This is a genomic window from Streptomyces sp. BHT-5-2 (genome assembly GCF_019774615.1).
GTDB lineage: Bacteria > Actinomycetota > Actinomycetes > Streptomycetales > Streptomycetaceae > Streptomyces.
The window spans coordinates 2,527,327-2,551,404 of record NZ_CP081497.1; the positions used below are offsets into that span (position 1 = coordinate 2,527,327).

A 24,078-nucleotide genomic window follows, 5' to 3' on the forward strand; every position below is an offset into this window, starting at 1 on the left:
GTGTCATGCGAACCCATGAGGCTGCTCACTATGCAAACCGTCTGCAAATGGCAAAGATTGAGCCATGGAAGTCAATGAACAGCAAAATGTGATCGATGTCACAGGGCTCTGGCGCCGGTACGGAAGTGATGGGGAGCGCGGATTCGACGCGGTCCGCGGCATCGACCTCACCGTCGCGCAAGGTGAGCTGTTCGCCCTGCTGGGCACCAACGGGGCGGGCAAGACCTCCACGGTCGAACTCCTCGAAGGACTGGCACCGGCCACCAAGGGCACGATCAGACTGTTCGGCAACCTCGACCCCGTACGCGACCGGGCAAGGGTGCGCCCCCGCACCGGCGTGATGCTGCAACAGGGCGGCTTCCCCAACGACCTGACCGTGGCGGAGACGATCCGGATGTGGGCGTCCTGCACCACGGCGCCCCGCCCGGACGCCGAAGCGGCCGCCATGGTGGGGCTGACCGGACGCAGGGACGTCGCGGTCAAGAACCTCTCCGGCGGCGAGCGACGGCGCCTCGACCTGGCTCTGGCCACACTCGGCCGGCCCGAGCTGCTGTTCCTGGACGAGCCCACCACCGGGATGGATCCCGAGGGCCGCCACGACACCTGGCGGATCATCGAGGAGCTGCGGGCCGAGGGCACCACCATCGTGCTCACCACGCATCACCTCGAAGAGGCCGAGCGGCTCGCCGACCGGCTGGCGATCATGCACGCCGGGCGGATCGCGGTCACCGGCACGGTCGCCGCGATCGTCGCCGCCCATCCCTCCACCCTCGGCTTCCGCCTCCCACCCGGCCTCACCCCCGACGACCTGCCGCACTCCGCCGTACTGCAGGCGGAAGTCACCGTCGCCACCGACCGCGTCGAACTCCTCACCGACCAGCTGCAACACACCGCGACCGAGGTTCTCAACTGGGCCCGGGACAGGCACCTCGAACTGGAGGAGCTGCACGCCAGTTCCGCCTCGCTGGAGGAGGCGTTCCTGCGCATCGCCCGGAAGGAAACGAAGGAACCCGTATGAGCAACGCCACCACGCACCTCGCCGCGCTCTCCAGGGTCGAACTCACCCTCTTCCTGCGCAGCAAGAGCAACCTGTTCAACGTCCTGGTGATCCCCGCCATGATCACCATGGGCACCACGACGGTCATGAAGCAGTTCGACCTCGAAGGGGCCGGGCTCGCCATGGGCCAGGTCATGATCTCCACCAGTGCCGGAATCGTCCTGGTCATGGCCTTGTACGCGCCGCTCGTCGGGACCTACGTACTGCGTCGCGAGGAGCACGTCCTCAAGCGCCTGCGCACCGGAGAAGTCAGCGACCTCGTCATCCTGGCGAGCCCTGCCGTGCCCATGACCCTGGCGGCCGTGTTCCAGTTCGCCCTGATAGCCACCGCAGTTTCGGTCATCGCCGGGCTCGGCACACCGGCCGCCCCGCACCTGGTCCTGCTCGGCGTGCTGCTCGGCGCGGTCCTCACCGCCGCCGTCGCAGCGCTCAGCACCGCCGCCGCCCGCACCGCGGAAAGCGCACAAGGCATCAGCACCATCGGCTTCCTGCTCCTCCTGCTCACCTCCGGCACGCTCGTTCCGCTGGAGGTGCTCCCCGACGCCATGGGCGACGTACTGCGCTTCTTCCCGCTCACCCCCGTCACCGAACTGGTGCGTTCCGGCTGGACGGGGCAGCACGCCGGCCCGGCCGACACCTTGATCGCGATCGTGACGCTACTGGCCTGGACCGCTCTCGCCGCCTGGGGCGCACACCGCAACTTCCGTTGGGAACCGCGCACGTGAGTACGGCATCGGGTGCTGCGCAGGCCCGCCACCAGATCGACGTGAAGCGGGCCACCGCCCACACCCGTTGGATGCTGTGCCTCATTCCGTGGCTACTGCTCGCCTCCCTGCTCTGGCCGCTCCTCTCCCACCTGGACCATGCGGACGCCGACCGGCTCCCGCCCACCATCGGCTGGGCCATCGCCACGGTCACCGCGCTGCAAGGGCTCGGCGCCACCACCGCCGTCGCCTACAGCATCGGCCGGGCCAGACACTCCACCGCGCTCATCGGCGCCATGGCGGCCGTGACACTGCTCGAACTGGCCCTGCTGCCCCGGGCCCACGACGTCGGCCTGCTCGACGGCACCCGCAGCCTGATCCCGGCCTCCATCATGGTGGCGCTGCCCCTGTCGTTCGCCCTGTCCTCCGCCATGGGGCGCCGCGCCTACACGGCGGTGGCCGTCGGCGAGTCGGTCCTGGCCGGCGGCGCAGTCCTGGTCGCCGACCGTGCCGCCGCCCCCGCCGTCCTGGCGTTCACGGCGGCCACCTGGGTCGTCATCGGAAGCCTGATGCGGTCCTCGATGTGGTTCCTCACCGTGCTGTGGCAGTTGAACGCCGCCCGCGAGGCGCAGACACGGCTCGTGATCGCCGAGGAGCGCCTCCGATTCGCGCGAGACCTGCACGACGTCATCGGCAGCGACCTCTCGGTGATCGCTCTGAAGGCGGAACTCGCGGAGCGCCTCGCGCAGGCCCCCGAGGCCCGGTCCGAGATGGCCCACGTGCAGAGCCTCACCCGCGGTCTTCACCACGAGATCAGAGAAGTGGTCAACGGATACCGCACCACCGATCTGACCACCGAGTTGCAGGGGGCCCAAGCCGTGCTGGAAGCCGCGGGCGTCTCCTGCCGCATCCGCCGGGAGGACGATGTCCCGCTGCCGCAGGAAGCCCAGACCGCCCTCGGCTGGGTCGTCCGCGAAGGCGTCACCAACGTGTTGCGCCATGCGCAGGCGAGTACCTGCACCATCCGGCTCACCGGGACCGGGGACGGTCCCACCCGCCTGGACATCGTCAACGACGGAACCGGCCAGCAAACCGAGTCCGAAGGCGGCAACGGCCTGGCCGGGCTCGTCGAACGGCTGGCACCGCTCGGCGGAACCGTGAACCACGGCCCCGCGGCCGGCCCCACCTACCGACTCACCGTGCACCTTCCGAGACAGGGAAACCGATGATCCGCATTCTCCTGGCCGACGACGAGCACCTCATCCGAGGTGCCTTCGCCGCGCTGCTCGCCCTGGAGGAAGACCTCGACATCGTCGCCGAGGCGGCCACCGGCCCCGAAGCCGTCACCATGGCGCTGCGCCACAAGCCGGACGTCGCCGTGCTCGATCTCCAGATGCCGGGCAAGGACGGCGTGGCCATCGTCGAGGAACTCACCAAGTCCCTCCCGGACTGCAAGACCATGATCGTCACAAGTCACGGACTGCCCGGCCCCCTCAAACGCGCCCTGACCCACGGCGTCAAGGGCTTCGTCCTCAAAACCGTCTCCGCCCACCAGCTCGCCACCATCATCCGCACCGTCAACGCCGGCAACCGCTACATCGACCCGGTACTCGCCGCCGACGCCATCAGCGCAGGAGCGTCCCCGCTCAGCGCCCGCGAGGCGGACATCCTCTCCTTGGCAACCGACGGCGCCCCGATCGAGGAGATCGCCGAACGAGCCGCCCTGGCACCGGGGACCGTCCGCAACTACCTGTCGTCCGCCACCACCAAGTTGGAAGCCGAGAACCGACATGCGGCAGCGCACATAGCACAGCAACGCGGGTGGATCTGATGCATGTGATGCATGTGATGCATACCCGTAGGCCCCAGAGGCAGTGGGATGGGGCTGCTGTGCAGGTGACCACCGCCCCGTCCCGGCCGTCAGCCCGGCCACGGACCGGCGCCGGCCTGTCGATCACGATCCCACGCGCCCTCGGCCCTGATGGTTTCTCGACGCAGCGGGACCCGAACGCATCGGCCACCGGCCACGGCCGCGGGGGAGCTCCGGTGGCGCCTCGACCTCCTTATCCCGGTGCGAGCACTTGTCGAGGCCGGTGGATTGAAGGTTGATCAGTCGACGCGGTTGGTTCCCCGGAGGACGTCCCCAGCATTGAAGTGAAGATCTTCTGCGCCTGCTCCGGTGAAGACGAAGCGGGCACCGCGAGGCGAGTCCACCTTGTCTACCGTCACGTTGGGGTAGCGGCGGAGGGAGTGCCCCGTTGCGCGAGTGCATGACCGTACGCGTCCGGCCGAGAGGGACTCCAGGAACCGCAGCCGCATCCCCGTACCCGCGTCAGGGTGTGCCTGGCTTCCAGCGCGTACTCGAACCATGAAGACGGGCGTATCCGGCCGAAATCGGCCGCGGTAGCCGAACGCATACGTCGCAACCTCCCTTCGCCACCACCTCGTTGCGGATGCCCCTTCCTTGGGGTGCGGAGCCCGTTTCGCGCACGCTCAAACCTCCGGATCGGAGCCGAGGCGGGTTCACCGGGCGTTCTCGGGCGTGAGCGAGCCGTCGGAGGTGCCGAGCAACGGTTGGCTGTGGAGGGGCCGGCGGGTGCTCACGGGGGTCTCATTGATGTCCGCGTGGATCTTGCCGGCGAGGTTTTCGATGGCCTCCACGCCGGCGGGCATGTCGGCGTGGTCCGAGGTCAGCACCACCAGCCCGTAGTCATGGCCGTTCCCGGTGAATGCGCCGACGCTGTGTACCCGCCAGCCGCCTCCGGTGCGCTGGAGCCAGCCGTTCTTGACGTGGACTCTTGCTTCGCTCGGTGCGCCGGCTGGTACGCCCCAGCGTTGACTGGGAATCACCTGGTTCAGCAGATCCAGCGCGTACGCCCGGGAGTCGTCGTCGAGGACGGGGTTCGTGGCGGTGAACAGTGCCATCAGTGTGAGTTGGTCGGTGGCGTTGATCTGGGTCAGTCCCCAGTATCCGTGGGGGTCGGGAACGGTGCGTTGCATGTCTGCGAGGTGCAGGAACTCCTTGATGCGGGTGAGGCCGAGCTGTTTCCACAGGGTGGTGGTGGCGTCGTTGTCCGACCTCGTGATCATTTTGGTGGCGAGGGAGCGCTCGGTTCCGGTCAGGTCACGGTGCTCGTCCTGGGCCTGGCGCAGCAGTGCGCCCAGCACGATGACCTTGACGACGCTGGCCGAGTCGTGTTGTCGGTCGGCGTCGTAGGTGCAGCTGGTCTTGGTGGTGCGGTCGTACAGGGCGATCGAGGTGTGCGCCTTCGGGTGTGCGGAGTTCACCAGTGTCCTGATGTCCTGGGTGAGTCGGTCGGCGAGACCGGGCTTGGCGGAGGTGCACACGACGTCGGGTGCTGACCCGTCGTTCGGGGAGACGGGGGCCGCGTTCGCTGGTACGGCGGCCACGAGGATCGAAGAGCACGCTGCGGTGAGAGCGGTCACGACCGCCGCGCCCCGCACGCCGCGGGCAGGGGTGCCTATTTGGTAGTACAAGGGCGGTGTCTCTTTCGGGTCATGGTCGTGAGTGCCCCTGGCGGTGGTCTGGCCGGCCGGGGTCTTCACGCCGGTGATACATGCCCGTCGAGCATGCCAGCACCCCGCGCGTGGTGCTGGAACTGCCAGCCCTCCGCGTGCGGATGCGTGCGGATGCGTGTGGATGTTCCGGGGGCTATGGGCCTATCGCCCGGGATGCCTGCGGCATGGTGGGTCTTTCCCAGCACTCACCCGGGATTCTGGATGTTCGACGTCAGCAACCGGCGACCGGGGGCCGGAACGTGCCCTGGGCCGTTCACCTTCAGCATTCCAACGGTGGGAGCGCACCGGAAGCCGGAGTCGTAGGACGTCCAGGTGTTGGTCTCGGTGGTTGCCGCGGACTGCGTGAAGGTGCTGCCCCAGTCCTCGTGGCCAGGGCCCGGACGGCCTGCGACGCATCTTCAGTCGAGCTCCGTCTCCAACCTGACCATGAACCGGGGCGGGGAGCCGCATTTCGCCACCGCAAGGTAGAAATGCATGCATGACGGTCTTCTACTGCTCGAAATGTGCCACCCGGCTCACACCGGAACTGCGGCAGCTGCCTGCCGTTCCGGAGGTTTTCGATCACGATAAGGACCGTGACAAGAAGACGCTTCTTGCCCCCTCGACGGTGCCACGGGGCCACTACGCGATCGACCCCGAGCCCTGGGGCGCCCCCTTCGAGCCCGCCGGGAGCGAGCCCAGGCGCCCCGCAGGGAACCGCGCTTTGCTCATGCGGGCAGATCAGCGCGGCCTGGTCTCCGCCGGCCCCAGGAACTCGGCGATCGTTCACCCTGACGACGTCCCCGGCCTGACTGTGGTCAACACCGACAGCAACCACTGGGGCTGCTGCGGCCCCCTGGGCACCGGCGGTCGCAACATGACCTGCGCTTGTGGGACCCTCATCGCGACGCTTGTAGCGGACTGCCTGGGGCCGCACGAACTGCACCTCGATCCGATACGCGTCTACGCCTGGTCAGAGTGAGAACGGCTGCCGGCCGCCAGCCGGCAGCGACCGAGGCGCGCACGCAGCCGCACGCCGCGCCGAGGACGCAACATTCCTACGGGAGAGCGGAGTTGTGTCCGCCAACGCCGCGAACTGCGCTACGGGGAGCTGCGATCATGGTTCGCTATGGGGATCGGACTCGCGCTCGCGTACATAGCCATCGGCATCGTCGTACTCACCGACTGCGGAGGCTTCATCCGCCGCTGGTGTGCACGGGTGCAGCACAAGGCGGCTGAGCGGCACCGCGAGATGCTCTGGCGAAACGGCCGTATGGAAACACCGTACGTGCCGACGCCCAACGCCCGGCCGGGTTGCCTGCGCGCCATGGGAGCACCGCTCCTGGTCCTGGGCTGCCTGCTGCTGATGCTGAAACTCGCGTAGACCGGAGAGGTCGCTGGGTACTGCCCTGCGTGTCGCTCAACGGTGGATTCTCTCGCCCGTCCCCGGACATGTCTGCGGTGGCGTGGTGCGAGGTGCCGGCGGACGTCGTCGATGTCGTGCCACATCGTGGTGCGGCGCCACTTCCACTTGATGCGGTCGAAGAGTCCGAGCCGTTGACGCCGAGAGCCGCGAAGGCGGCAGCGTCGGATCGTGGTCGCCCACTGGGTCGCCCACAGGGTCGCGTTGGGACCGAGCTTTCTGCACGCGGAACTGTCGGGCGGCATCCGCCCGATGGGGGAGGGGGATACGGCCTGCGCGGGATCTGCGGGGAGGGAGTGACGGCGAGAGTGGGGGTTCCTGACATGGGACGGGGAAAGCGAGCCCTCAATGGATCGGTTCGACCGGGCCGGACGGTTGGCGTCGTATGCGGCCGCTGCCGTGATGACGCCCTACGCGTTGATCAAGGTCACATGGGTGGTCGGCGCGATAGCGGAGCTGCTGCCGGTCGGCGACGGGTTCGGCCTGGCCGGGTGGGTGGCCGAGGCCGCCCGATGACTGATCTTCGTGGCGCCCCGGTCGTCTACGCTGAGGTGGCCACCGCTGGCCTCTCCTGGCCACCCCAGCCCCGTCAAGGAAAGACCAGTTGACTCCGCATTCCCTCGCGTTCTACGTGGACGTGGTCACCACCGGAACGGTGCTCGGAGCCAAGCCGACCGACAGCCCCGACCGGGTCACCGCGATCCTGGGTACCGACTTCGCCGAGAACTCCCTCGACGACCACAACATGTGGCGCGACTACGGAATGGTGGAATTCTTCTGGATCCGGGAGTCGCCGGACCACCCGTGGGAGGGCCACCACTTCACCCTGCATGTGCATCGGCTCTCGTACTGGGGCGGCAGTATCGTCAACGGAGCGATTCGCGAACGGTACGGCCGTTTCGACCGCCATCTTCGGTTCGACAAACTGGAGCGGCTGCTGGCGAAGCGCGGCGCGCGCCTGGAGGACGTCCCGGACGTGAACGCTCCGGCGTTCACCCTGCACTGGCAGCCGGATTCCCAGGCATCCGTCATGGCGTTCCGAGCCCATGAGAAGGGGGAGCGTCAGCGCGGCAGCGACCGTGTCGGTGACGTGTATGTCATCTCTTCACCGATGAGCGCCGAGCAAGTGGAGTGGAACAGGGAGCGCTACGGCGGTCAGGACGCCTGAGGCGTGTCCGGAGGGCGGCGATCGGACCGGATCAGGGTTTCCAGGGGAGGCGGAGGGCCTCGAGTCCGGGACTGTTGAGGAGGGCTTCGATCAACGGGGTGGGGCCTGCGACCTTGGTGCCGTGCAGGTCGAAGTCGGTGTAGGTGACCCAAGTCCGGTCTGCCGGCCAGATGTTGGAGGGGCTGTAGGCCCTCAGGTCGGGATGGTGACAGAGGTCGCGGGCGTCACCCAGGCGGCCGGTCAGCACCGTGGGGACGTGGTAGTAGAACATGTTCAGACAGAAGTGGACCAGGCAGCGGGTGTCCGGTCCGTCCGGGCTGTACTCGATAAGCACGTCGAGCAGCTGGTGCCAGGTTTCCCAGTCGAGACTGCCTTCGTTCGACCACAGGATGTTGTCCGGCTTCCGGCCCGTCTCAGTACGGCACGAGTGCAGTTGGTAGCGGTCGGGGTAGGAGCCCTCCTCGATGATCGGGTCGCCGACGCGTTCGGCCAGCTCGGACCAGCGCAGGCGCTGCCAGTGGGGTCCTGGGGGTACGGCCCAGTCCGTTTCGTCTTCGTCGTCCCCGTCGCGAGTGCCTTCCTTGCCCCCGGTGCCTTCCTTGCCGGCCACGTCATCCGCGTCGGCCGATATGACTGGGAACCGCAGGTCCTCGTACATGGCGTGCAGGATCCAGGCACTGTCGGGGCGAGCCGGCGGTTCAAAACCGACGAGGCCGTCGTCGCCGGACAGCGCGGCCAGCCAGCGCGTCTCGGCCTCGGCGGAAACGCGCGTCCAGTTGGCGAACGCCGCGGCCTCCTCAGGGGTCAGGACCTGCGCCGCACGCTCGGCCTTGTCTTTCGCGAGGACGTCCCGCAGTACGGAGGGCACGTCGTCCATGTCGGGAAAGCCGTAGATGTCTTGCATACGACCATTCTTGCAAGCCCTCGATCCGACGGGCGATCCTCCTCCGCCGCACGGGGGAGGAGGATCGCCCGTCGGATCGAGGCGGTGTGGGATCGTCGGCGGGAGTCTGGCGGTATGACGACGACACCGCGCACTGCCCCGATTCCCGTACCGCGTATCCCGCCGGCCGTCTTGCGGACCGTGGCCCTTGCCGCCTGCGTTCCCTACCTCACGCTGAAGGTCATATGGCTCTCCGGCGGCCGCCTCGGCATCCCCGTGCACAGCCCGCTGCGCCAGGACGGCGACTCCCTGATGGCGCTCAACGGGCTCACCGTGGCGATGGACGCCGCGGTGATCGTGCTGGCGTTCCTGCTGACCCGGCCGTGGGGCGGGCGAGTGCCGGGGTGGCTGCTCGCGGTGCCGATGTGGTGTGCGACCGGCCTGTTGGCGCCGATCGTGGTGGTCTTTCCCGCCCAGGCAGTGGCCGGGGCGCTCGTCGGCCGTACCGGGGCGGTGTCCGGTGGTGGGCCGGACGCGCTGCTGGAGCCGTGGGTGTGGACCGTGGTCTACACCGGGTTCATCGTGCAGGCCCTGGCACTGGGCACGCTCTTCGTGCGCTACGCCCGCCACCGCTGGGGCCACCTGTGGCGTGGACCCCTGGCCGGACTGCCGGACAGTCCCCTGCGGCCGGCGCGACGCCTGACCGCGGGAGCGGTGACCGTGCTGTCGGCACTACCGGCGGCCATGCACCTGCTGTGGGCGGCGGGCAGCTCTGTCGGCCTCAGCCCGGTGCGCGTGGCGGACCGTGACCTCGACGCGCGGTTGAACGACGCCGGGTTCGTGTTGTTCGCGAGCGTCACGGTGGTCGGGGTGCTGCTGCTCGCGCTCGGCGGGGGCCCGCGGCGCCGGGGCGGGCGGCTGCCGCTCCTGGTGCCGCTGACCGCAGCCTGGCTCGGCTCGGGCACGCTGGCCTGCTGGGGTGGCTGGCTGGCCCTGACCGGACTGCCGGTTCCGGCGGGAGACCCACGGCAGCCGGCACCACTGATGAGCCTCACCTACGCTGTGCAAATGATCGTGGGGGTAGTTGTGGCCGCTGCTGGTGCACATTTCTTCGCTGAGCGCGCGGCAGGGTGCGCGGTGCCCGGGCAGGCCGGGGACCGTTCCGGAGCCGTCCGGTGCGGCTGACCGTCGGCCGGGTGGCCCGGCGCTGGGCCCATCTGGTACTGGGCGGCGCGCTGTTGATGCCGTTCTACCTGCTGACGTTGGTGGCGCTGCCGCTCCTCGTGGACGCCGCCGATCCGCTGAGCGACCTCGGCCTGCAACTCGCCGCGTTCGGCTGCGCACTGCCGCTGGCCGCGCTGGCCGGCCTGCTCTTCCCGGTGCTGCGGCCGCTGGAGGCGACCGCCGTCCGGGCGCTGTGCGCGGTGCCTGCGGAACGGCTGGCCGACGGGCCGGCCGTGTCGTGGGCCGCCAGGCGGCGCAGTGCACTGTGGTTCACGGCGCACCTGGCGGCCGGCGGGATCGTCAGCGGGATGACGCTGACCGTGCCACCGGCCGTGGTGCTGCTGCTGGTCATGCCGTTCGGTGGCGTCGCGTCGGGGCTCAAGTGGCAGCAGGAGTTCGGTGGTTGGACCGCGCCGGCGGCCGGGCTGGCCCTGTTGGCCCTGCTGTTGGGAACCGGCTGGGGCGTGGGGGCACTACTGGCCCGTTGTGCGCCGCCGCTGCTGGGCCCCACCCCTGCCGACCGGCTGGCCGCCGCCGAGCGCCGCGCGGCCGAACTCGCGGCCCGCAACCGGCTGGCGCGCGAACTGCACGACGCGGTGGGCCACGCACTGAGCGCCGTCACTCTCCAGGCAGGGGCGGCCGGCCGGGTGCTGGACACCGACCCCGGGTTCGCCCGGCAGGCACTGGCCGCCATCGAGGAAACCACCCGCGAGGCGGTCGCCGAACTCGACACCGTCCTGGGCCTGTTGCGGACCGACGAGGAAATCGATGGAACCGGTGAATCCGGTGAATTCGGTGAATTCGGTGCTTCCGCGGCAGCCGGGACGGCCGAGGCGGCCGCCTCCGCGCCCACTTTGGACGGCCTGGAGGCGCTGTTCCGTGGGGCCCGCGCGGCGGGCGTCCGCATCACGGCGGAGCTCTCCGGGGACCGTGCCGGGGTGCCGCCGGTGGTCTCGCGGGAGGCGTACCGGATCGTCCAGGAAGGGCTGAGCAACGCCCTGCGGCACGCCAGTCCGGCCTGGGTGACCGTACAACTGCACGTATGCGAAGGAGAGTTGAGACTGACTGTGAAGAATCCGATGGCCGCTGCGGTGGAGCCGGGCGGGGCCGCACGTGCGGCCGGCGGGCGCGGGCTGCGCGGGATCACCGAACGCGCCCGGCTGCTGGGCGGGACGGCGTCGGCCGGGGCCACGGACGGTGTCTGGCGGCTGACCGCCCGGCTGCCGGTGGCCGGACCTGCCGACGGACAGTCGGTCGGCCGCGGGGACGGGGGCACGGCGTGATCCGGATCGTGCTCGTCGACGACGAACGGATGGTGCGTACCGCACTGCGGGTCATTCTGGGCGCGGAGGCCGATATGGAGGTGGTCGGCGAGGCGGCGGACGGCGCGGAGGCGGTGCCGCTGGTCCGCGAGGTGCGCCCGGACGTGGTGCTGATGGATGTCCGGATGCCCGGGATCGACGGGATCCGGGCCACCGAGCTGATCCTCGCCGGGTCGGCCGACCCGCCCCGGGTCATCGCCGTCACCACCTTCGAGAACGACGCCCACGTCTACGACGCGCTACGAGCCGGCGCCAGCGGATTCCTGCTCAAGCGCGCCCACGCGGACGAACTGGTCCAGGCGGTGCGACTGGTGGCGCGCAGCGACTCGCTGCTGTTCCCCTCCGCGGTACGGGCGCTGGCCGCCCGATACGCCGGGGAGCGGGCCGCGGACGACGCGGCACGGGCGCTGCGGGACCGGCTGTCGGAGCGGGAGGGCGCGGTGCTGAGGCTGATGACCGCCGGGCTGACCAACGCCGAAATCGCCGGCCGACTGGGAGTCGGCCCGGCCACCGTGAAAACGCACGTCGCCGGGGTGCTGGCCAAACTCGGAGTGCGAGACCGGACCCAGGCGGTGATCGCCGCCTACGAGTGCGGATTCGTCCGGCCAGGGTGACCCCGGGACCCGCCCCCGTCCGGGCTTGACCACTCCCACCAGTCCCGCCGATGCGCAAGGCTCATCCCGGGCCACGGCGGCGGCGCCCGACGGGCAGATCGGACGCCGTCGCCGCTCACCTCAGGCCGGTGAGGTGACTGGCCGGCCAAGATGCCGGGCGAAGAACCGGACCGCGCTGTCTGCCTCGAAGCGGGGCAGCTCCTTGGCGACGGTGTTGCCTTTCGGGAGTGCCTTGTTGTCGTTTTCCCCACTGTGCGCTCTTGACGGTGACTTCGCAGTCGGGCGAGATGGTGAATGCGCGTTGGTCATGACTGTCGAGTCGGGGGTATGCAGTGGCAGACGGCGGTGTTCCGGCCCACTTCGAGATACTGGAGCGTTGGAGCCGAGGCTTACAGATGCTCCACGTGGCTCACAACATCGCCTCGGAGCGATTCGATCGCTGGAACCGTGTCACCGGCATCTCCACAGCCATGCTGTCCGCGGTCGTCGGTACAACGCTCTTCGCCTCGCTCTCGACATCCGGCCTCACCGGTGTTCGTGTGATAGCCGGCACCGCCAGCCTGTTGGCGGCCGCGCTCAGTGCCGGGCAACTCGTCTGGAACTACCCCGACTCGCCTCGCGCCACCGAGCCGCCGCTGTGCGCTACGCAACCCTCCGTCGGCATGTGGACATGCGCTTGGCGAGCCGCGACCAGGTGACCGAGGCGGACGTCGACGTCACATCGTCCGAGTGGGAAGACATCGAGCAGTCGGCCCCACAGCTGCCGATAGGTGTCCGACGCCGTGCCAGGAGAGAGATCGCCAGCATCCCGCAGCGCGCCTGACACCGCGTCTGAAGCCGTGCTGGCGCAGGCTCTTGCGCTGAGGGCCTGGATCTCTGAGGTTTCCTCGGCGGTGTCGCGGGTCGGCCCACGGGTGCCTTGCGGCGGGTTCGGTGTTTCTCAACGTCTCCCTCATAGCGTTCACCTTCAATGTATTGCAACGTTCGGTCGTGCCGTCATTGCGTTAAGCGAGAGGGTGTTGCAATGATTCCCGCTCATCTACCAGCAATTATGCGGCGCTTGGGGGAGTAGGTTGTTGTGGGACATTGGAAAGCAACGTAGCTTTTCCATCGTTCGGAAACGCCGGGTCGCCGGAGGCGGCGAGCCGCATATCCACAGGGAGAGCATGATGCAGAAGTTCGACACCCCCGCCCCGATCGCCGTCGTCCTGGACGTCCCCGCCGGACGGGTCCAGTTGATCGCCGCCGACCGTGCCGAGACCACCGTTGAGGTCGGGCCGGTGAACGCCTCGAAGGGGCGTGATGTGAAGGCCGTGGAGCAGACCACCGTGGACTACGCCGACGGCGTCCTGCGGATCGTGTCCGCGGTGAAGGATCAGTACTTCGGCCCCTCCGGAGCCATCGAGGTGACGGTCAAGCTGCCGGCCGGTTCGCGGGTCGAGGCCAAGACCGCCAGTGCGGAACTGCGGACCCTCGGTCGCCTGGGCGACGTCGTCTTCGAAGGGGCCTACCGGCAGGTCAAGTTGGACGAGACCGCGAACCTGCGCCTGTCGGTGGTCGACGGTGACGTCGAGGTCGGGCGGCTGGGCGGGGCTGCGGAGATCAGCACCGCGCGGGGCGACATCCGCGTCACCGAGGCCATGGGCGGCACGGTCGTGCTGACCACCCAGTCCGGTGACATCACCATCGGCGCCGCCACCGGCGTCTCGGCCACGCTGGATGCCGGCACCAGCCACGGCCGTATCAGCAACGCCCTGAAGAACAACGGCATCACCGAACTCGACATACGCGCCACCACCTCCAACGGCGACATCACCGCCCACAGCCTCTGAACGCCACAGCAGGTGTAGCCGCTGCGTGCCTGGCAGGACCGCCTTCCCCCTTCGTCCGATCAAGACCGTTCCAGCAAATCCAGCAAATCCATCAATCCGTCAAAGGAGTGCCCCACCATGTCCAACACCACTCTCACCGACCAGCACGGCGGCTTCTCCGAAGCAGGGCTGTCCCGACTGCACGACGTGCTGGCCAGGCACGTCGACTCCGGGAAGATTCCCGGGCTCGTCGCCCTGGTCAGCCGAGGCGGCCAGACACACGTCGAAGCACTCGGGACGATGCGCCACGACGGCGGCGCGCCGATGCGCCGGGACACGATCTTCCGGATGGCCTCGACATCCAAGCCAGTCACCATGGCGGCGGCGATGGTCCTGCTCGACGAGTGCCGGATACGCCTGGACGACTTGGTGGAGCCATGGCTGCCCGAGCTCGCCGACCGGCAGGTGCTCAAGCAGATCGACAGCCCGCTGGACGACACCGTGCCGGCACGGCGACCGATCACCGTACGGGACGTGCTGACCTCCACCTTCGGACTCGGCGTGGATCTGACGTCGATGGGCACTCCGATCATGGACGCCATCTTCGAGCGGGGTGTCTTCTCCCAGAGCGCGCAGGAGGCGCCCGGGCCGGACGAGTGGATGCGCCGCCTGGGCACTCTCCCGCTGATGCACCAGCCCGGAGAGCGCTGGCAGTACCAGATCAGCAACGACGTGCTCGGCGTGCTGGTAGCACGGGTCACCGGCCAGTCCTTCGAGGCGTTCCTGCGTGAGCGAATCTTCGACCCGCTGGGCATGAAGGACACCGGCTTCCACGTCCCCGCCGACAAGATCGACCGACTGCCAACCAGTTACGTTCCCGACCCGCAGACCGGGGAGTTCACCGTGTGGGACGAGGCCGCCGGCGGGCAGTACAGCCAACCGCCCACCTTCCAGTCAGGCGGTGGTGGCCTGGTCTCCACCGTGGATGACTACCACGCCTACTTCCAGATGCTGCTGAACGGCGGAACGCACGCGGGCGAGCGGATCCTGTCCCGGCCCGCAGTCGAGCTGATGACCACCAACTGTCTTACGCCCGAGCAGAACGCCGCCCGCAGCGCCATGGCCCGGGACAACGTCCACATCTCCTTCGGCCAAGGCCAGCACGGCGGTTGGGGCTACGGCATGGCAGTACGCACCTACCGCGGCGACTACGCGCCCATCGGCCAGTTCGGCTGGGACGGCGGAACCGGCACCACCACCTACGCCGACCCCCACAACCAACTCGCCGGCACCCTCCTCACCCAGGTCGGGATGTCCACCCCGGACTCGGCCCGCCTCATCCACGACTTCTGGACCACCGTCTACCAAGCCATCGACAACTAGGCGCTGGACGAGGGGGCGTTGGAAGAGTCATCGCAGGAGGTCAGCCGACGGCACGTGGGAAAGGATCCTGCTTGTGGTGGTTCGTGGATTCGGCTCGTCAAGCCCCCTCCAGCCATTCCCAGCCAGCAGCGATGACCGGTTCGGTGTCGGTGGCATCGCCTGATGCGGAAGTAGATGTCCGTATGGAGGGAGCAGGCTGCGCCGCCGACAGACCAGGCACACTGCCTGCCTGATTCAGCGCGCGAAGGAGACCTCCGGATAGTGCTGGGAGGGGCCGTTGAGCAGGTGGCCGTGCCGGTGACGCAGTTCCTTGTCGAAGAAGGCTGCGAGGTAGGCACGTTGGATCTCGATGGCGCGCTCGGGGGCGATCGTGCCGAGTGTCTGGACGAGTTGGGCGGGCGTTTTCTGGAAGGGGCCGGGCGCCTGCTGGAAGAAAGCCTCCCAGTCCAGGAAGGAGAGGTGCTCGGCGCCGCGCAGTTTCAGGTCGTACCGCTCGCCGTGGAGGTGTTTCCAGAACCTTGCCCAGCTCCCGTCGGTGTCGCGGTTGTGGTGCTGGGAACTGAACAGCAGGAAGGGGCGGTTGAGGCCCCGGGTGATCTCCGGCCCGAAGAACTGTCCGTCCAGGTCCGCACCGGCGCCGATCCGGTGGTCCGCCTGCATGGCCGCCGGCACCGTTCCTCCGCCGAGCGAAGCGCCGAACATTCCGATGCGGTTCATGTCTATCGCGTGGGACAGCCCGTGGGGGAGATGCGCATGGTCCACGTCCGGGTTGCGGCCGTGTGCGACGGCGGCCAGTTGGTCGATGACGAAGCGGGTGTCGGCGACCCGGACGGCGAACACGCGGGTCGCGGGGGTGCCTGGCGGCATGGCGCTCACTTCCACCCGCCCGCCGGGGAACTGCACTTCGCCGCTCTCGTGGGTGTCGTCGAGGGTGACGACCAGGTAGCCGCGGCTGGCCAGGTCTTCGACGAGCGCGGTGCTCGTCGTGCGGTCCGAGCCCCGGCCGGGCGAGTACAGCACGACCGGCAATTTGCCCGCCCTGTGATCGACCGGAGCGCCGGTGTGTCCGGCGGTGGTGGGCAGTGTCACCGTGTTCGGCGGCACCTGCATGGCGGCCAGGAGGTGCGCGGCTGCGGCGGACTGCATCCAGGGCGCGGCAGGGTAGTGGGCGGTGTGCGTGGCCGGATACCACAGCGAAACCATCAGCTCGCGCGGCCGACTGCCCGGCAGCCACGGATCCGTGCGATGCGGATCGACCAGATGGAGGTCGACCGTCCCGACCCGATAGCGCCCGGTCGGGGCGGGAAGCGTCAGCTGGCCCGGGACGTTCGCCTTGCCAGGCCCGTTCGCCTCGTCCAGCGGCACTGCCTTGGCCGCGGGCGCCACTGTGTTTTTCCCGGCAGCGGCGGCTGATCCGATCCCGGCGCTCAGGAGGACTGCCAGGGCTCCCGTGGTACCGGCGACTCGGGCCCGCATCCGGCTGCGGGGTTTTCTCCGTGCGTGTTTCACGCGCAGCCCTCCCTGAGGGGGTATCGCTCCGTGTTCAGCACCTGGCGGCACCCGGCGGCGACCGCGACTGTCGCCAAGCCGCTCCTGGGTGTGGAGAGTCGGGGAGAGCGCATGTCTCAACTCTTTCGTGCGGGGGATACGCAGGGCATGCCAGGGGAGTCTTCGCAGGTGAACGCGATGCGGGAGGGAGAAGCGCAGGTCTATGCCCTGGGGTAGGGAATTATTACAGCCCTGATAGCCCCTATGGCAATGATGCTCCATCAACCCCCTTGATCTACCGGAGAGTAGGTTGGGTAATGCATTACAGCACCGTGTTGATTACCCACGCTCGGTAATCAACACGGCGACGTAGCACCTGATTTGGGATTGGTTGTCGGGTGGCATTACTGGCCGCAGTCGCTAGTGACGGCGCATCAGTTCATCGGGTGGGCCGTTTCGAGTTGTTGAGCTGCCGGTGGGCGTCGAGCCGGTCGACGGTGTCCGTGGTCATGTGCGCCCAGGGTCAGTGGTGGATGCGACGGAGGTAGCGGTGGCGTCCGGCGGTGATGAGCTGGGCGCCGCCGTGGATCTTCTCCGGTCGGGCCAGTCGGCGAGCCGGGCGGACGAACGAGGAACGGGCCGCCGAGGCGCCGAGGTCCCACGCCATCGCGATCACCAGAAGGCGCGAACCGACCGATCGCCCAGTGTCGTCGCGGGCGCCGCGCGGCGACCGGCGCGAGGGCTCTGCGACCGCGACACGTCGAGCGCGCCATCAACGGGAAGCCCTGCCAAGGCATCGCTACCAGCTACGGCAAAACACCGGAGAGTTACCCGCGGGACTCCGTCTCCACGCGGCGACCATCCGAATCCAGCCTCATGCAAGCCTATTGTTCGCAGTCGAAGGCGCCGCAGAAATACCACCCGGTAACCGGTCTCAAATCGGGCGCTAAGCCGCCGCGTTGATCACTGAGCGTGGGTAATCAATGCGGCGGCGTAAAGTCTAGTCCAGCCCTACCCTCTGGTAGCACAAGCCTGTTTGATGGAGCGTCATTGCCATCGCGGCTTCAAGTGTTGTAATACTTCACTGCCTCAGGGCATAGACGTTCGCTTCCCGACTCTGGATCGCATTCAACTGCGCAGACGCCGTGGCATGCCCTGGGTAACCCCCCACACGAAAGAGTTGAGATATGCGCTTTCGCCGAGCCTTCACGCTGAGGAGAACCTCAGCGACGGTCGCGGCGGCCGTGGTCGCCGCCGGACTCCTCCTCACCCTCGGAAGCCTCGCCCAGGCGGGCTCTGCCACCGGAACCATCACCGGTGGCCAGGACCACTACGGCACCGTCAACAAACGCCAAGCACCCAACCTTTCCGCCAAGATAGTGGGAAGGGCCGACGTCGGCAGCACGGTCTCCATGTCCTGTCAGGTGCGGGGCGACAGCGTCAAAGGCGACTCCCGCTGGATCCGGTCCGACTCGGGATCCTTCTACATAGCCCATGCGTTCATCAAGGAGAACACCGACCACCTGCCGGCCTGCTCCTCGTCCGCAGGCGGACGGGTCACCCTCAACATCTCCATGCAGAAGCAGGTCCAGAACCAATGGTGCTGGGATGCCTCCGGCCTGACCATCGCCAAGTACTGGGGATACAACCAGTACAGCCAGAACGACTTCTGCCGGCTCGCCGCCCAGAACGGCAACCTCGACTGCAACAACCAGCCCGCCACGCTCGACGACATGGCCAACGCCTGGTCCAGCATGGGCTTCTCCAACACCGGAAACGACCTGTACGGAAGCGCGTCCTTCTCGGAAACGGGCAACGAGATCAGCGGCGGCCGACCGTTCGCGGTACGCATCGGATGGAATTCCGGCGGCGGCCACATGAATGTCATCTACGGGTACGACCCATCGTCAAACACCATCGCGGTCGGCGACCCCTGGCCTTCCACCCAGACCTACACCTGGTGGAACTACAACGACTACGTCAACAACTCGTCGTTCCGGTGGACCCATTCCCGCATCGGCATTCACAAATAGGACGGGCAGCAATGCGCAGCAAGAAGACTTCCATAGCCCGGGGTGCTGCTCGCTTCGCAGGAATGACCCTCGGCGCGACGCTCTGCACGTCAGCATTCCTCGGTACACAGGCACAGGCCGCCGACGGACCGGCGGGCGCACCCGACTACCAAGGCGCTCGCCAGGTGCTGCAGTCACCACAGGTCCACGACACTGTCAACCGCTTCCTCAACGCCGCGGACTCCAATGGGAATTCAGGTGCGGACGGCGGTCAGGAGGCCACCGCACCCCTGGCCACGGGATCACACGACGCCTCGCAAGCCTTCAGCCTGAAAGAACCGGTCGCGATGTATGAGATCACCCCCGATTTCATCAGCGGAAAGGCAAAAGCCACCCCGGCCGGCGCGCTCCGGGTGTCACATCTGGCCTCCGAGGTGAACGGCGCGAACGGCCATCGCGCCACCGTCCTGCTAGCCGACCAGACGTCCCCCTCGACGGGTGGGAAGTCGTCCCCCGTCACGGGCGGGAAGTGGCATCTGGCTGGAATTCAGGACGGCAACACCGACATCGGCTACGCCAAGCAGGCCACATCGGACTCGACGGTGTTCAGCGAGCCGCAGATCCACGCCTGGTACCGGCTCGCGAACGGCACGGTCCACCCTCTCAACCAGGAAGCGGTCTCCGGCCTCGGCGGGCAGCGACCGATGTCGCTCACCGCCTACCAGAAGCTGGTGCACGACCGGTACGCCGACAAACTGCCGGGGTCGACATACGACCGCAAGGGCCTGGCCGGCGGATACAAGCTCGCCGCCCCGGCGCACAACGCCCCGTCCTCGACACCGACGCTGCTCGGCGCCTCGGGATCGCTCGCCCTCGCGCTCGCCGGCGGTGCGTTCGGGTTCCGCGTCCACCGCAAGCGGACGCGCACCCGGACCAGTTGACGCGTACACCTGCAACACGATGTGCGCGCAGGAGAGTTGAACGTCGGTCCATGCCTTGCCGCCCATGGGCGGATTCAATAGATTCTCGCAACGCGTGAGGTGAGGTCGTTCTCCAGAAGCCTGGAGAGGCGCTCGGCTGGGCTGTCCCAGCCGATTCCCCGAGTTCGCGCATCAACGGGCCGCCCGGATCGTCCGGGGAGCGCGCCGAGGGTTGGCTGGCGCGGCCGGGACGGTGACCAGCAAAAGCGGAAGTTCCCGATCGCGCGGATCGGGGACTTCCGCCTTTGCGAGCACGGCCGGAGGGCGTCGGGGCGGACCCCTGGTGCGGCCCCGGGTGCCGGGTGCCCGTTTACGCGGCCGGGGTGAGTTCGGCGCGGCCGAACAGCAGCGCGTAGCCGGCGGGGAGCTGGTGGAGGATGCGGGTGATGAGGTCGGGGCCGGCATGGGCGGCGACGGCCGCGAAGACGGAGCCGGTGTCCCACCGGGTCGTGGCCAGGGAGGCGCCGGAACGGACAGCGAGGTCCTTGACGAAGGCCCAGCCGGTCAGCGGCTGGGTGTCAGGGATCTGCGCGGTCAGGACACGTGCGGCCTCCAGGGGCAGGCAGGCGGCCAGGGCGACGCGTTCGTCGCCGGTCAGCTGGCGTCCCAGCCCCGAAAGGACCAGGCGGACGGCTTCCTCGGCTCTCTCGCGAGTCGGGTACGCGCCTTCGTAGCGGACCTTCTCCAGCATCTGCTCATACGCCGTCCCGTACGGCTGCTGGTGCTCAAGCGGTACGCGCACGTCGGAGATCACTGCGGTGCATGCCTTTCGTGAAGCCAGGGTGGAGTGGTGCCGGTGTGCGACACCGGTGGTCAGGTGAGCCGGGGGCGGCCGAAGAGGAGGTCGTAGCCGGCGGGGAGCTGGAGGAGGACCTGGCCGAGCAGGTCGTCACCGATGGCATCGGCGACCGTGGACAGCACGGCGCTGACGTCCCAGGCGGCGGTCCGCTCGGTGGCGCCCTCGATCCAGGCCGCGGTCGCCCGCACGAACCGCTCCGGCGACAGCGGCTCGGCGCTCTGCAGCGGGTTGAGCAGGATCAAAGCGAAGCCCTCCGGCAGCCGTGCCGCGAGCTGGGCGCGTACCTCGCCGACCAGGTGCGCGCCGAGCAGGGCGAGCACCACACGGGCCGCACGCTCGGCTTCCTCCACAGTGCCGTACTCGCCGCGTTCCTTCACGTGGTCGAGGAACGCTTCGCGTCGCAGAGTCATCTCGACCGCCACCCCTTCTTCTTCGGACTGCCCACGGGGTGCGGAGGGCGGGCGAGGGGGAGATCCGGTGCCCGTCCTCCGCACCCGTCCGGCCGGTGTCAGCCGGAGATCTCCTTGTGGCCGGACCCGACGCCGATGGAGATCTTGCGGGGCTTGGCGCGCTCGGCGATCGGGATGCGCAGCGTGAGCACGCCCGCGTCGTAGTCGGCCTCGATGCGCTCGGTGTCGAGGGTGTCGGCGAGCACGATCTGGCGGGAGAAGACTCCCAGCGGCCGCTCGGACAGTTCCATCTGCACGTCGTCGGCCTTCGTCACCGGCCGGCGCTCGGCCTTGACCGTCAGCATGTTCCGCTCGACGTCGATGTCGATCGCCTCGGGGCTGACGCCGGGCAGGTCGAAGGCCACCACGTACTCGTCGCCCTCGCGGTAGGCGTCCATCGGCATCGCCGACGGCCTCGACCAGGTACCCGGGCCCACCAGCTGCTGCGCGAGCCGGTCCAGCTCACGGAAGGGGTCAGTGCGCATCAACATTGTGAAAACACCTCCAGCAGGTTCAGGCAGTTGCTGCCAATGCGCCTCACTGACACCGTTGTAACATGTCATCCAATGGATGACAAACAAGATGTCGTCAATGGGACGACAACACGAGGGAGGTGCCCGTGACCCCGGCCGACCAGCCGTCCTCGTCCAGCACCGACGCCCACAGCCCGGCGTCGTTCCTCGCCGCAGCGGCGGCCCTGCACGCCATAGACGCCGCCCTGCGCGCCGCCCGGCACGAGACCCCAAACGCCCCCGACGCCCTCGGGCCGGGCCCGGAACAGGCCCTGGCCTCCTTGTCGCTGCTGCGGCAGGTACGCGAGCAACTCGCCGGGTGGGAGACCGGCCTGATCGAAACGGCCCGCGACGCGGGCGCCAGTTGGGCCGACCTCGCCCACCCCCTCGGTGTCGCCAGCCGCCAGGCAGCCGAGCGCCGCTATCTGCGCGGCCGACCCGGCGCGGCCGGCACCACCGGCGAGCAGCGTGTCCAGGCCACCCGTCAGGCCCGGGCCGCCGACCGCACCGCCGCCGCCTGGGCCCGCCGCAACGCGGCAGACCTGCGCCGCCTCGCCGGGCAGATCACCGCCCTCACCGACCTTTCCCCCGCCGCCCGCCGCCCGCTCAGCGAGCTCCATGCGGCCCTCGCCCACGACGACCCCGCACGCCTCATCGCCCCCCTGGCCGCCGCCCGCCCCCACCTGGCTGGCGCCCACCCCGACCTCGCAGCCTGGCTCGACACCCTCGCACCCCCCTGACCCCGCCCGGCGCATCGCAACAGCAGCCCGGTCAGCCGCTGCCCCTGGGCGAACGAACGGGGCCCGGCAGACGGGAGTTTGACGACAGGGCCTAGCAGGGCCTGGGGGCAAGGGCGTGGCCAAGGTGCCGAGGCGCCGGTTCAGGCCGGGCTGCCGACCGGCCCCGGCCTTTCAGACGGCCTGACCGAAGTCGGCCGTGGCCGGGTCCTGGTCGCGCAGCGGGGAATCGGCGTCGAAGCTGCGTCCGCCAGGCGCTTCAGGTCGCCGCCCAGGTGTCGGGGGCGTGGGCGGGGTGGGTGAAGGCCGGGACGTAGCGGCTGCCGTCGTCCTCGACGACGGTGTAGAGGCCGGTCTGTCCCTCCTAGGCGAACAGGATGAGCGTGGCGTCGCGGAAGGCCGTGAGGAGTTCCTGCTCGCTGCCATAACCGGTGACAGCGCGCTGCAGGGCTCCGTCCAGGGCGGTGACAGGGGGCGGGAACTCCAACGGCATCGGCGACGGGCGGTAGTTCGGGTTGTGCTTGAAGGAAACGAGCCGGCCGGAGCTGTCGACGGACCAGCCGCCCACGATGCCGTACGGGGGGACGGCGCCGTTGGGGTCGAAGTACGGGTCGATCGCTTACACGTAGCCGTCGCGCTGCCGTGCGGCCTGGGCGCGCAGAGCCTCGGTGACCGGGGGAACGGCGGCGGCAGGGCTGGACGGGGTGGTCACAGCGACTGGCTCCACTGCTTTTCGAAGGCGATCTGCTCGGCGACGGTGGCCAGCGTCTCGCGGGGTGCGTCGTGGAAGGTCTGGATGAGATCGGCGCGGGTGGGGCGGACGCCGGGGGTGAGGCGGCAGACCAGGAAACCCCCGGTATCACGGCAGGTCCCAGAGGGCCAGGTGTCGCGACGGGCGCCGTTGACGCCCAGAAGCCAGCCCTGCGGTTCGATCTGCTCGCGGACGCGAGAGAGCGCGTCGAAACAGTCGTCTGCTCTACCGGTGACATTTCCCCAAGGGCCGTCGGCGGTCACGGTGAAATCGTAGTTCTCGCCTTCCCAACGCAGGACGGTGTCGGCCTGCTGGTCGCCGTTGAAGGCGAGGACTTCGAAGCGGTCGGGGAGCAGGTGGCCACTCATCGGGTCCATCCTTCGGGTAGCTGGCTGGCGGGCGGCGCTTCAGAGGCAGGAGCGACGGGCTGTTTGGGGGTATGGGGCTCGTAATAGGGGTTCGGTATCCATTCTCCCTTGGTCCCGTCGCGGAGGTCCATCTCCCAGGCACCCTTGATGTGCGTTGCGGTCAACGCCCCCGGGGCGTCGACCTCGTACCGGTAATCGGTCACCCAGTTGGCACCTTCGTCCCTGGTGGTGCCCACGAAGGCTGATGCCTGGTTGCCCTTCACACTCGCCACTCCATACGACGTCCTCACCGAGCACGATGGGGCCGGCGGCCTCGACGCGCCCCTGGTGGTAAGGCTGGAGACCCTTGGCGCGCCCCGCATTCGGGAGGTGAGCAAGGGGCCGGCCGGTCACGGGTGGATCAATGCCGGGCGACTGTCATTCGTCGAGGCGCTGAAGGATCTGGGTGAACTCGCCGGTCTCGATCAGTCCGGCGAGGACCTGGGTCATGTTGCTGATTCCGGCGTCACGGACGATGAGACCGTCCGAGCACCAAAAGTAGCGGCCGCCAAGAGCTTCCCCGCTGGCGGCCCATCTCTTCATGAGGATCTCGACTTGGGCGAGGGTGATGATGGTCGCGCTCCACCGGGAGCCGTCCTTGAGGTCCACGAACACGTCGACGTTGTCCACGCTCTCCGGATCCTCGCCTGCGTCCGGCAGGAAAGCGGCTTGGAACTGCTCCGTCTGGACTCGGTACCAGGGTCCGTCCCAGTTGCCTGGTGGTGTGCTGTGGCTCATCAGGAGAGTCTGTCTGGTGGAAACATCCGGCTCAACCACGTTGTTCCGGCGTGCTTCTGGCGTGAACAGTGGGCGTACCGAGACTGCGTACGACGTG

28 protein-coding genes are annotated in these 24,078 nt (G+C 68.6%); 17 read left to right on the forward strand and 11 right to left on the reverse strand.

The window, feature by feature from the left end; translation table 11 throughout:
• The first annotated feature begins 64 nt into the window (after positions 1-64).
• Genes K2224_RS38845 through K2224_RS38860 form a run of 4 tightly spaced genes read left to right on the forward strand, consistent with a single transcriptional unit; the run spans position 65 to position 3,592 of the window.
• The gene (locus K2224_RS38845) at positions 65-1,018 is read left to right on the forward strand and encodes an ABC transporter ATP-binding protein (RefSeq protein ID WP_221911789.1); all 954 of its coding nucleotides are present in this window, start codon (positions 65-67) and stop codon (positions 1,016-1,018) included.
• Positions 1,015-1,782, forward strand: coding sequence for an ABC transporter permease (locus K2224_RS38850; RefSeq protein ID WP_221911790.1), 768 nt, complete (start codon positions 1,015-1,017; stop codon positions 1,780-1,782). Before K2224_RS38845 ends, K2224_RS38850 begins: the two co-directional genes overlap by 4 nt.
• On the forward strand, positions 1,779-2,990 hold the full coding sequence (locus K2224_RS38855; RefSeq protein WP_221911791.1) for a sensor histidine kinase: 1,212 nt from the start codon (positions 1,779-1,781) through the stop codon (positions 2,988-2,990). The genes K2224_RS38850 and K2224_RS38855 overlap by 4 nt, the downstream gene beginning before the upstream one ends.
• A complete protein-coding gene (locus tag K2224_RS38860) occupies positions 2,987-3,592 on the forward strand; it encodes a DNA-binding response regulator (protein ID WP_221911792.1) in 606 nt (201 codons plus the stop codon). Before K2224_RS38855 ends, K2224_RS38860 begins: the two co-directional genes overlap by 4 nt.
• 692 nt (positions 3,593-4,284) lie before the next feature.
• On the opposite strand, the gene K2224_RS38865 is transcribed toward K2224_RS38860, so the two are convergent.
• Positions 4,285-5,208 (reverse strand): serine hydrolase, encoded by a 924-nt coding sequence (locus K2224_RS38865; protein ID WP_221912252.1) that lies wholly within the window; start codon positions 5,206-5,208, stop codon positions 4,285-4,287.
• A 571-nt stretch (positions 5,209-5,779) separates the two neighbouring features.
• On the opposite strand from K2224_RS38865, the gene K2224_RS38870 reads away from it, so the two are divergent.
• The 4 genes from K2224_RS38870 (at position 5,780) to K2224_RS38885 (ending at position 7,871) form a co-directional block, all read left to right on the forward strand.
• Positions 5,780-6,262 carry a hypothetical protein gene (locus tag K2224_RS38870; RefSeq protein WP_221911793.1) on the forward strand — a complete coding sequence of 161 codons (483 nt, stop codon included), beginning with the start codon at positions 5,780-5,782 and terminating at the stop codon, positions 6,260-6,262.
• Positions 6,263-6,409: 147 nt separating this feature from the next.
• Entirely contained in the window at positions 6,410-6,664 is a 255-nt protein-coding gene (locus tag K2224_RS38875; RefSeq protein WP_221911794.1) for a hypothetical protein, read from the forward strand.
• A 387-nt stretch (positions 6,665-7,051) separates the two neighbouring features.
• Positions 7,052-7,219, forward strand: coding sequence for a hypothetical protein (locus K2224_RS38880; protein ID WP_221911795.1), 168 nt, complete (start codon positions 7,052-7,054; stop codon positions 7,217-7,219).
• A gap of 88 nt (positions 7,220-7,307) precedes the next feature.
• Positions 7,308-7,871: a hypothetical protein gene (locus tag K2224_RS38885; RefSeq protein WP_221911796.1), complete on the forward strand. Its 564-nt coding sequence runs from the start codon at positions 7,308-7,310 to the stop codon at positions 7,869-7,871.
• Positions 7,872-7,902: 31 nt separating this feature from the next.
• On the opposite strand, the gene K2224_RS38890 is transcribed toward K2224_RS38885, so the two are convergent.
• Positions 7,903-8,775, reverse strand: a complete 873-nt coding sequence (locus tag K2224_RS38890) for a hypothetical protein (protein WP_260693821.1) — start codon at positions 8,773-8,775, stop codon at positions 7,903-7,905.
• A 114-nt stretch (positions 8,776-8,889) separates the two neighbouring features.
• Here K2224_RS38890 and K2224_RS38895 point away from each other — a divergent pair, with 114 nt between their 5' ends.
• The 6 genes from K2224_RS38895 (at position 8,890) to K2224_RS38920 (ending at position 15,108) form a co-directional block, all read left to right on the forward strand.
• Entirely contained in the window at positions 8,890-9,939 is a 1,050-nt protein-coding gene (locus K2224_RS38895; RefSeq protein WP_221911797.1) for a hypothetical protein, read from the forward strand.
• Positions 9,930-11,261: a sensor histidine kinase gene (locus tag K2224_RS38900; RefSeq protein WP_399021176.1), complete on the forward strand. Its 1,332-nt coding sequence runs from the start codon at positions 9,930-9,932 to the stop codon at positions 11,259-11,261. Before K2224_RS38895 ends, K2224_RS38900 begins: the two co-directional genes overlap by 10 nt.
• Entirely contained in the window at positions 11,258-11,914 is a 657-nt protein-coding gene (locus K2224_RS38905) for a response regulator transcription factor (RefSeq protein WP_221911798.1), read from the forward strand. The genes K2224_RS38900 and K2224_RS38905 overlap by 4 nt, the downstream gene beginning before the upstream one ends.
• A gap of 404 nt (positions 11,915-12,318) precedes the next feature.
• Positions 12,319-12,612 carry a hypothetical protein gene (locus K2224_RS38910; protein ID WP_260693822.1) on the forward strand — a complete coding sequence of 98 codons (294 nt, stop codon included), beginning with the start codon at positions 12,319-12,321 and terminating at the stop codon, positions 12,610-12,612.
• A gap of 471 nt (positions 12,613-13,083) precedes the next feature.
• Positions 13,084-13,746 carry a DUF4097 family beta strand repeat-containing protein gene (locus K2224_RS38915; RefSeq protein ID WP_221912258.1) on the forward strand — a complete coding sequence of 221 codons (663 nt, stop codon included), beginning with the start codon at positions 13,084-13,086 and terminating at the stop codon, positions 13,744-13,746.
• Positions 13,747-13,863: 117 nt separating this feature from the next.
• Positions 13,864-15,108: a serine hydrolase gene (locus K2224_RS38920; RefSeq protein ID WP_221911799.1), complete on the forward strand. Its 1,245-nt coding sequence runs from the start codon at positions 13,864-13,866 to the stop codon at positions 15,106-15,108.
• Positions 15,109-15,342: 234 nt separating this feature from the next.
• Here K2224_RS38920 and K2224_RS38925 read toward each other — a convergent pair whose 3' ends face one another.
• Together K2224_RS38925 and K2224_RS38930 are read right to left on the reverse strand one after the other, a co-directional pair.
• Complete coding sequence (locus tag K2224_RS38925; protein WP_260693823.1) at positions 15,343-16,494, reverse strand: hydrolase; 1,152 nt, start codon at positions 16,492-16,494, stop codon at positions 15,343-15,345.
• A gap of 625 nt (positions 16,495-17,119) precedes the next feature.
• Positions 17,120-17,263 carry a hypothetical protein gene (locus tag K2224_RS38930; protein WP_221911800.1) on the reverse strand — a complete coding sequence of 48 codons (144 nt, stop codon included), beginning with the start codon at positions 17,261-17,263 and terminating at the stop codon, positions 17,120-17,122.
• Positions 17,264-17,783: 520 nt separating this feature from the next.
• Here K2224_RS38930 and K2224_RS38935 point away from each other — a divergent pair.
• Both K2224_RS38935 and K2224_RS38940 read left to right on the forward strand, forming a co-directional pair.
• Complete coding sequence (locus tag K2224_RS38935) at positions 17,784-18,629, forward strand: papain-like cysteine protease family protein (RefSeq protein WP_260693825.1); 846 nt, start codon at positions 17,784-17,786, stop codon at positions 18,627-18,629.
• 164 nt (positions 18,630-18,793) lie between these two features.
• Positions 18,794-19,549, forward strand: a complete 756-nt coding sequence (locus K2224_RS38940) for a hypothetical protein (RefSeq protein WP_221911801.1) — start codon at positions 18,794-18,796, stop codon at positions 19,547-19,549.
• 349 nt (positions 19,550-19,898) lie between these two features.
• Here K2224_RS38940 and K2224_RS38945 read toward each other — a convergent pair whose 3' ends face one another.
• The 3 genes from K2224_RS38945 to K2224_RS38955 all read right to left on the reverse strand — a co-directional run bounded on the left by K2224_RS38945 (position 19,899) and on the right by K2224_RS38955 (position 21,327).
• Positions 19,899-20,342 (reverse strand): DUF2267 domain-containing protein, encoded by a 444-nt coding sequence (locus K2224_RS38945; protein ID WP_221911802.1) that lies wholly within the window; start codon positions 20,340-20,342, stop codon positions 19,899-19,901.
• Between the two features lie 59 nt (positions 20,343-20,401).
• Positions 20,402-20,797, reverse strand: coding sequence for a DUF2267 domain-containing protein (locus K2224_RS38950; protein ID WP_221911803.1), 396 nt, complete (start codon positions 20,795-20,797; stop codon positions 20,402-20,404).
• A 98-nt stretch (positions 20,798-20,895) separates the two neighbouring features.
• The gene (locus K2224_RS38955; protein WP_221911804.1) at positions 20,896-21,327 is read right to left on the reverse strand and encodes an Hsp20/alpha crystallin family protein; all 432 of its coding nucleotides are present in this window, start codon (positions 21,325-21,327) and stop codon (positions 20,896-20,898) included.
• A gap of 128 nt (positions 21,328-21,455) precedes the next feature.
• Between K2224_RS38955 and K2224_RS38960 the strand changes: the two genes are divergently transcribed.
• A complete protein-coding gene (locus K2224_RS38960; RefSeq protein ID WP_221911805.1) occupies positions 21,456-22,088 on the forward strand; it encodes a type III effector protein in 633 nt (210 codons plus the stop codon).
• Positions 22,089-22,449: 361 nt separating this feature from the next.
• On the opposite strand, the gene K2224_RS38965 is transcribed toward K2224_RS38960, so the two are convergent.
• The 4 genes from K2224_RS38965 to K2224_RS38980 form a co-directional block, all read right to left on the reverse strand.
• On the reverse strand, positions 22,450-22,701 hold the full coding sequence (locus K2224_RS38965; RefSeq protein WP_221912262.1) for a type VII secretion system-associated protein: 252 nt from the start codon (positions 22,699-22,701) through the stop codon (positions 22,450-22,452).
• A gap of 92 nt (positions 22,702-22,793) precedes the next feature.
• A complete protein-coding gene (locus K2224_RS38970) occupies positions 22,794-23,204 on the reverse strand; it encodes a hypothetical protein (protein WP_221911806.1) in 411 nt (136 codons plus the stop codon).
• Positions 23,201-23,467: a hypothetical protein gene (locus tag K2224_RS38975; RefSeq protein WP_221911807.1), complete on the reverse strand. Its 267-nt coding sequence runs from the start codon at positions 23,465-23,467 to the stop codon at positions 23,201-23,203. Before K2224_RS38975 ends, K2224_RS38970 begins: the two co-directional genes overlap by 4 nt.
• A gap of 154 nt (positions 23,468-23,621) precedes the next feature.
• A complete protein-coding gene (locus tag K2224_RS38980) occupies positions 23,622-23,981 on the reverse strand; it encodes a hypothetical protein (RefSeq protein WP_221911808.1) in 360 nt (119 codons plus the stop codon).
• Positions 23,982-24,078 lie beyond the last annotated feature (97 nt).

Bases quoted from the DNA above. Each gene is read 5' to 3' on its own strand.
- K2224_RS38845 (WP_221911789.1), top strand. From the start codon at position 65: ATGGAAGTCAATGAACAGCAAAATGTGATCGATGTCACAGGGCTCTGG.
- K2224_RS38850 (WP_221911790.1), top strand. From the start codon at position 1,015: ATGAGCAACGCCACCACGCACCTCGCCGCGCTCTCCAGGGTCGAACTC.
- K2224_RS38860 (WP_221911792.1), top strand. From the start codon at position 2,987: ATGATCCGCATTCTCCTGGCCGACGACGAGCACCTCATCCGAGGTGCC.
- K2224_RS38870 (WP_221911793.1), top strand. From the start codon at position 5,780: ATGACGGTCTTCTACTGCTCGAAATGTGCCACCCGGCTCACACCGGAA.
- K2224_RS38875 (WP_221911794.1), top strand. From the start codon at position 6,410: ATGGGGATCGGACTCGCGCTCGCGTACATAGCCATCGGCATCGTCGTA.
- K2224_RS38880 (WP_221911795.1), top strand. From the start codon at position 7,052: ATGGATCGGTTCGACCGGGCCGGACGGTTGGCGTCGTATGCGGCCGCT.
- K2224_RS38890 (WP_260693821.1), bottom strand. From the start codon at position 8,775: ATGCAAGACATCTACGGCTTTCCCGACATGGACGACGTGCCCTCCGTA.
- K2224_RS38895 (WP_221911797.1), top strand. From the start codon at position 8,890: ATGACGACGACACCGCGCACTGCCCCGATTCCCGTACCGCGTATCCCG.
- K2224_RS38915 (WP_221912258.1), top strand. From the start codon at position 13,084: ATGCAGAAGTTCGACACCCCCGCCCCGATCGCCGTCGTCCTGGACGTC.
- K2224_RS38920 (WP_221911799.1), top strand. From the start codon at position 13,864: ATGTCCAACACCACTCTCACCGACCAGCACGGCGGCTTCTCCGAAGCA.
- K2224_RS38930 (WP_221911800.1), bottom strand. From the start codon at position 17,263: ATGGCGTGGGACCTCGGCGCCTCGGCGGCCCGTTCCTCGTTCGTCCGC.
- K2224_RS38935 (WP_260693825.1), top strand. From the start codon at position 17,784: ATGCGCTTTCGCCGAGCCTTCACGCTGAGGAGAACCTCAGCGACGGTC.
- K2224_RS38950 (WP_221911803.1), bottom strand. From the start codon at position 20,797: ATGACTCTGCGACGCGAAGCGTTCCTCGACCACGTGAAGGAACGCGGC.
- K2224_RS38955 (WP_221911804.1), bottom strand. From the start codon at position 21,327: ATGTTGATGCGCACTGACCCCTTCCGTGAGCTGGACCGGCTCGCGCAG.
- K2224_RS38970 (WP_221911806.1), bottom strand. From the start codon at position 23,204: ATGAGTGGCCACCTGCTCCCCGACCGCTTCGAAGTCCTCGCCTTCAAC.
- K2224_RS38980 (WP_221911808.1), bottom strand. From the start codon at position 23,981: ATGAGCCACAGCACACCACCAGGCAACTGGGACGGACCCTGGTACCGA.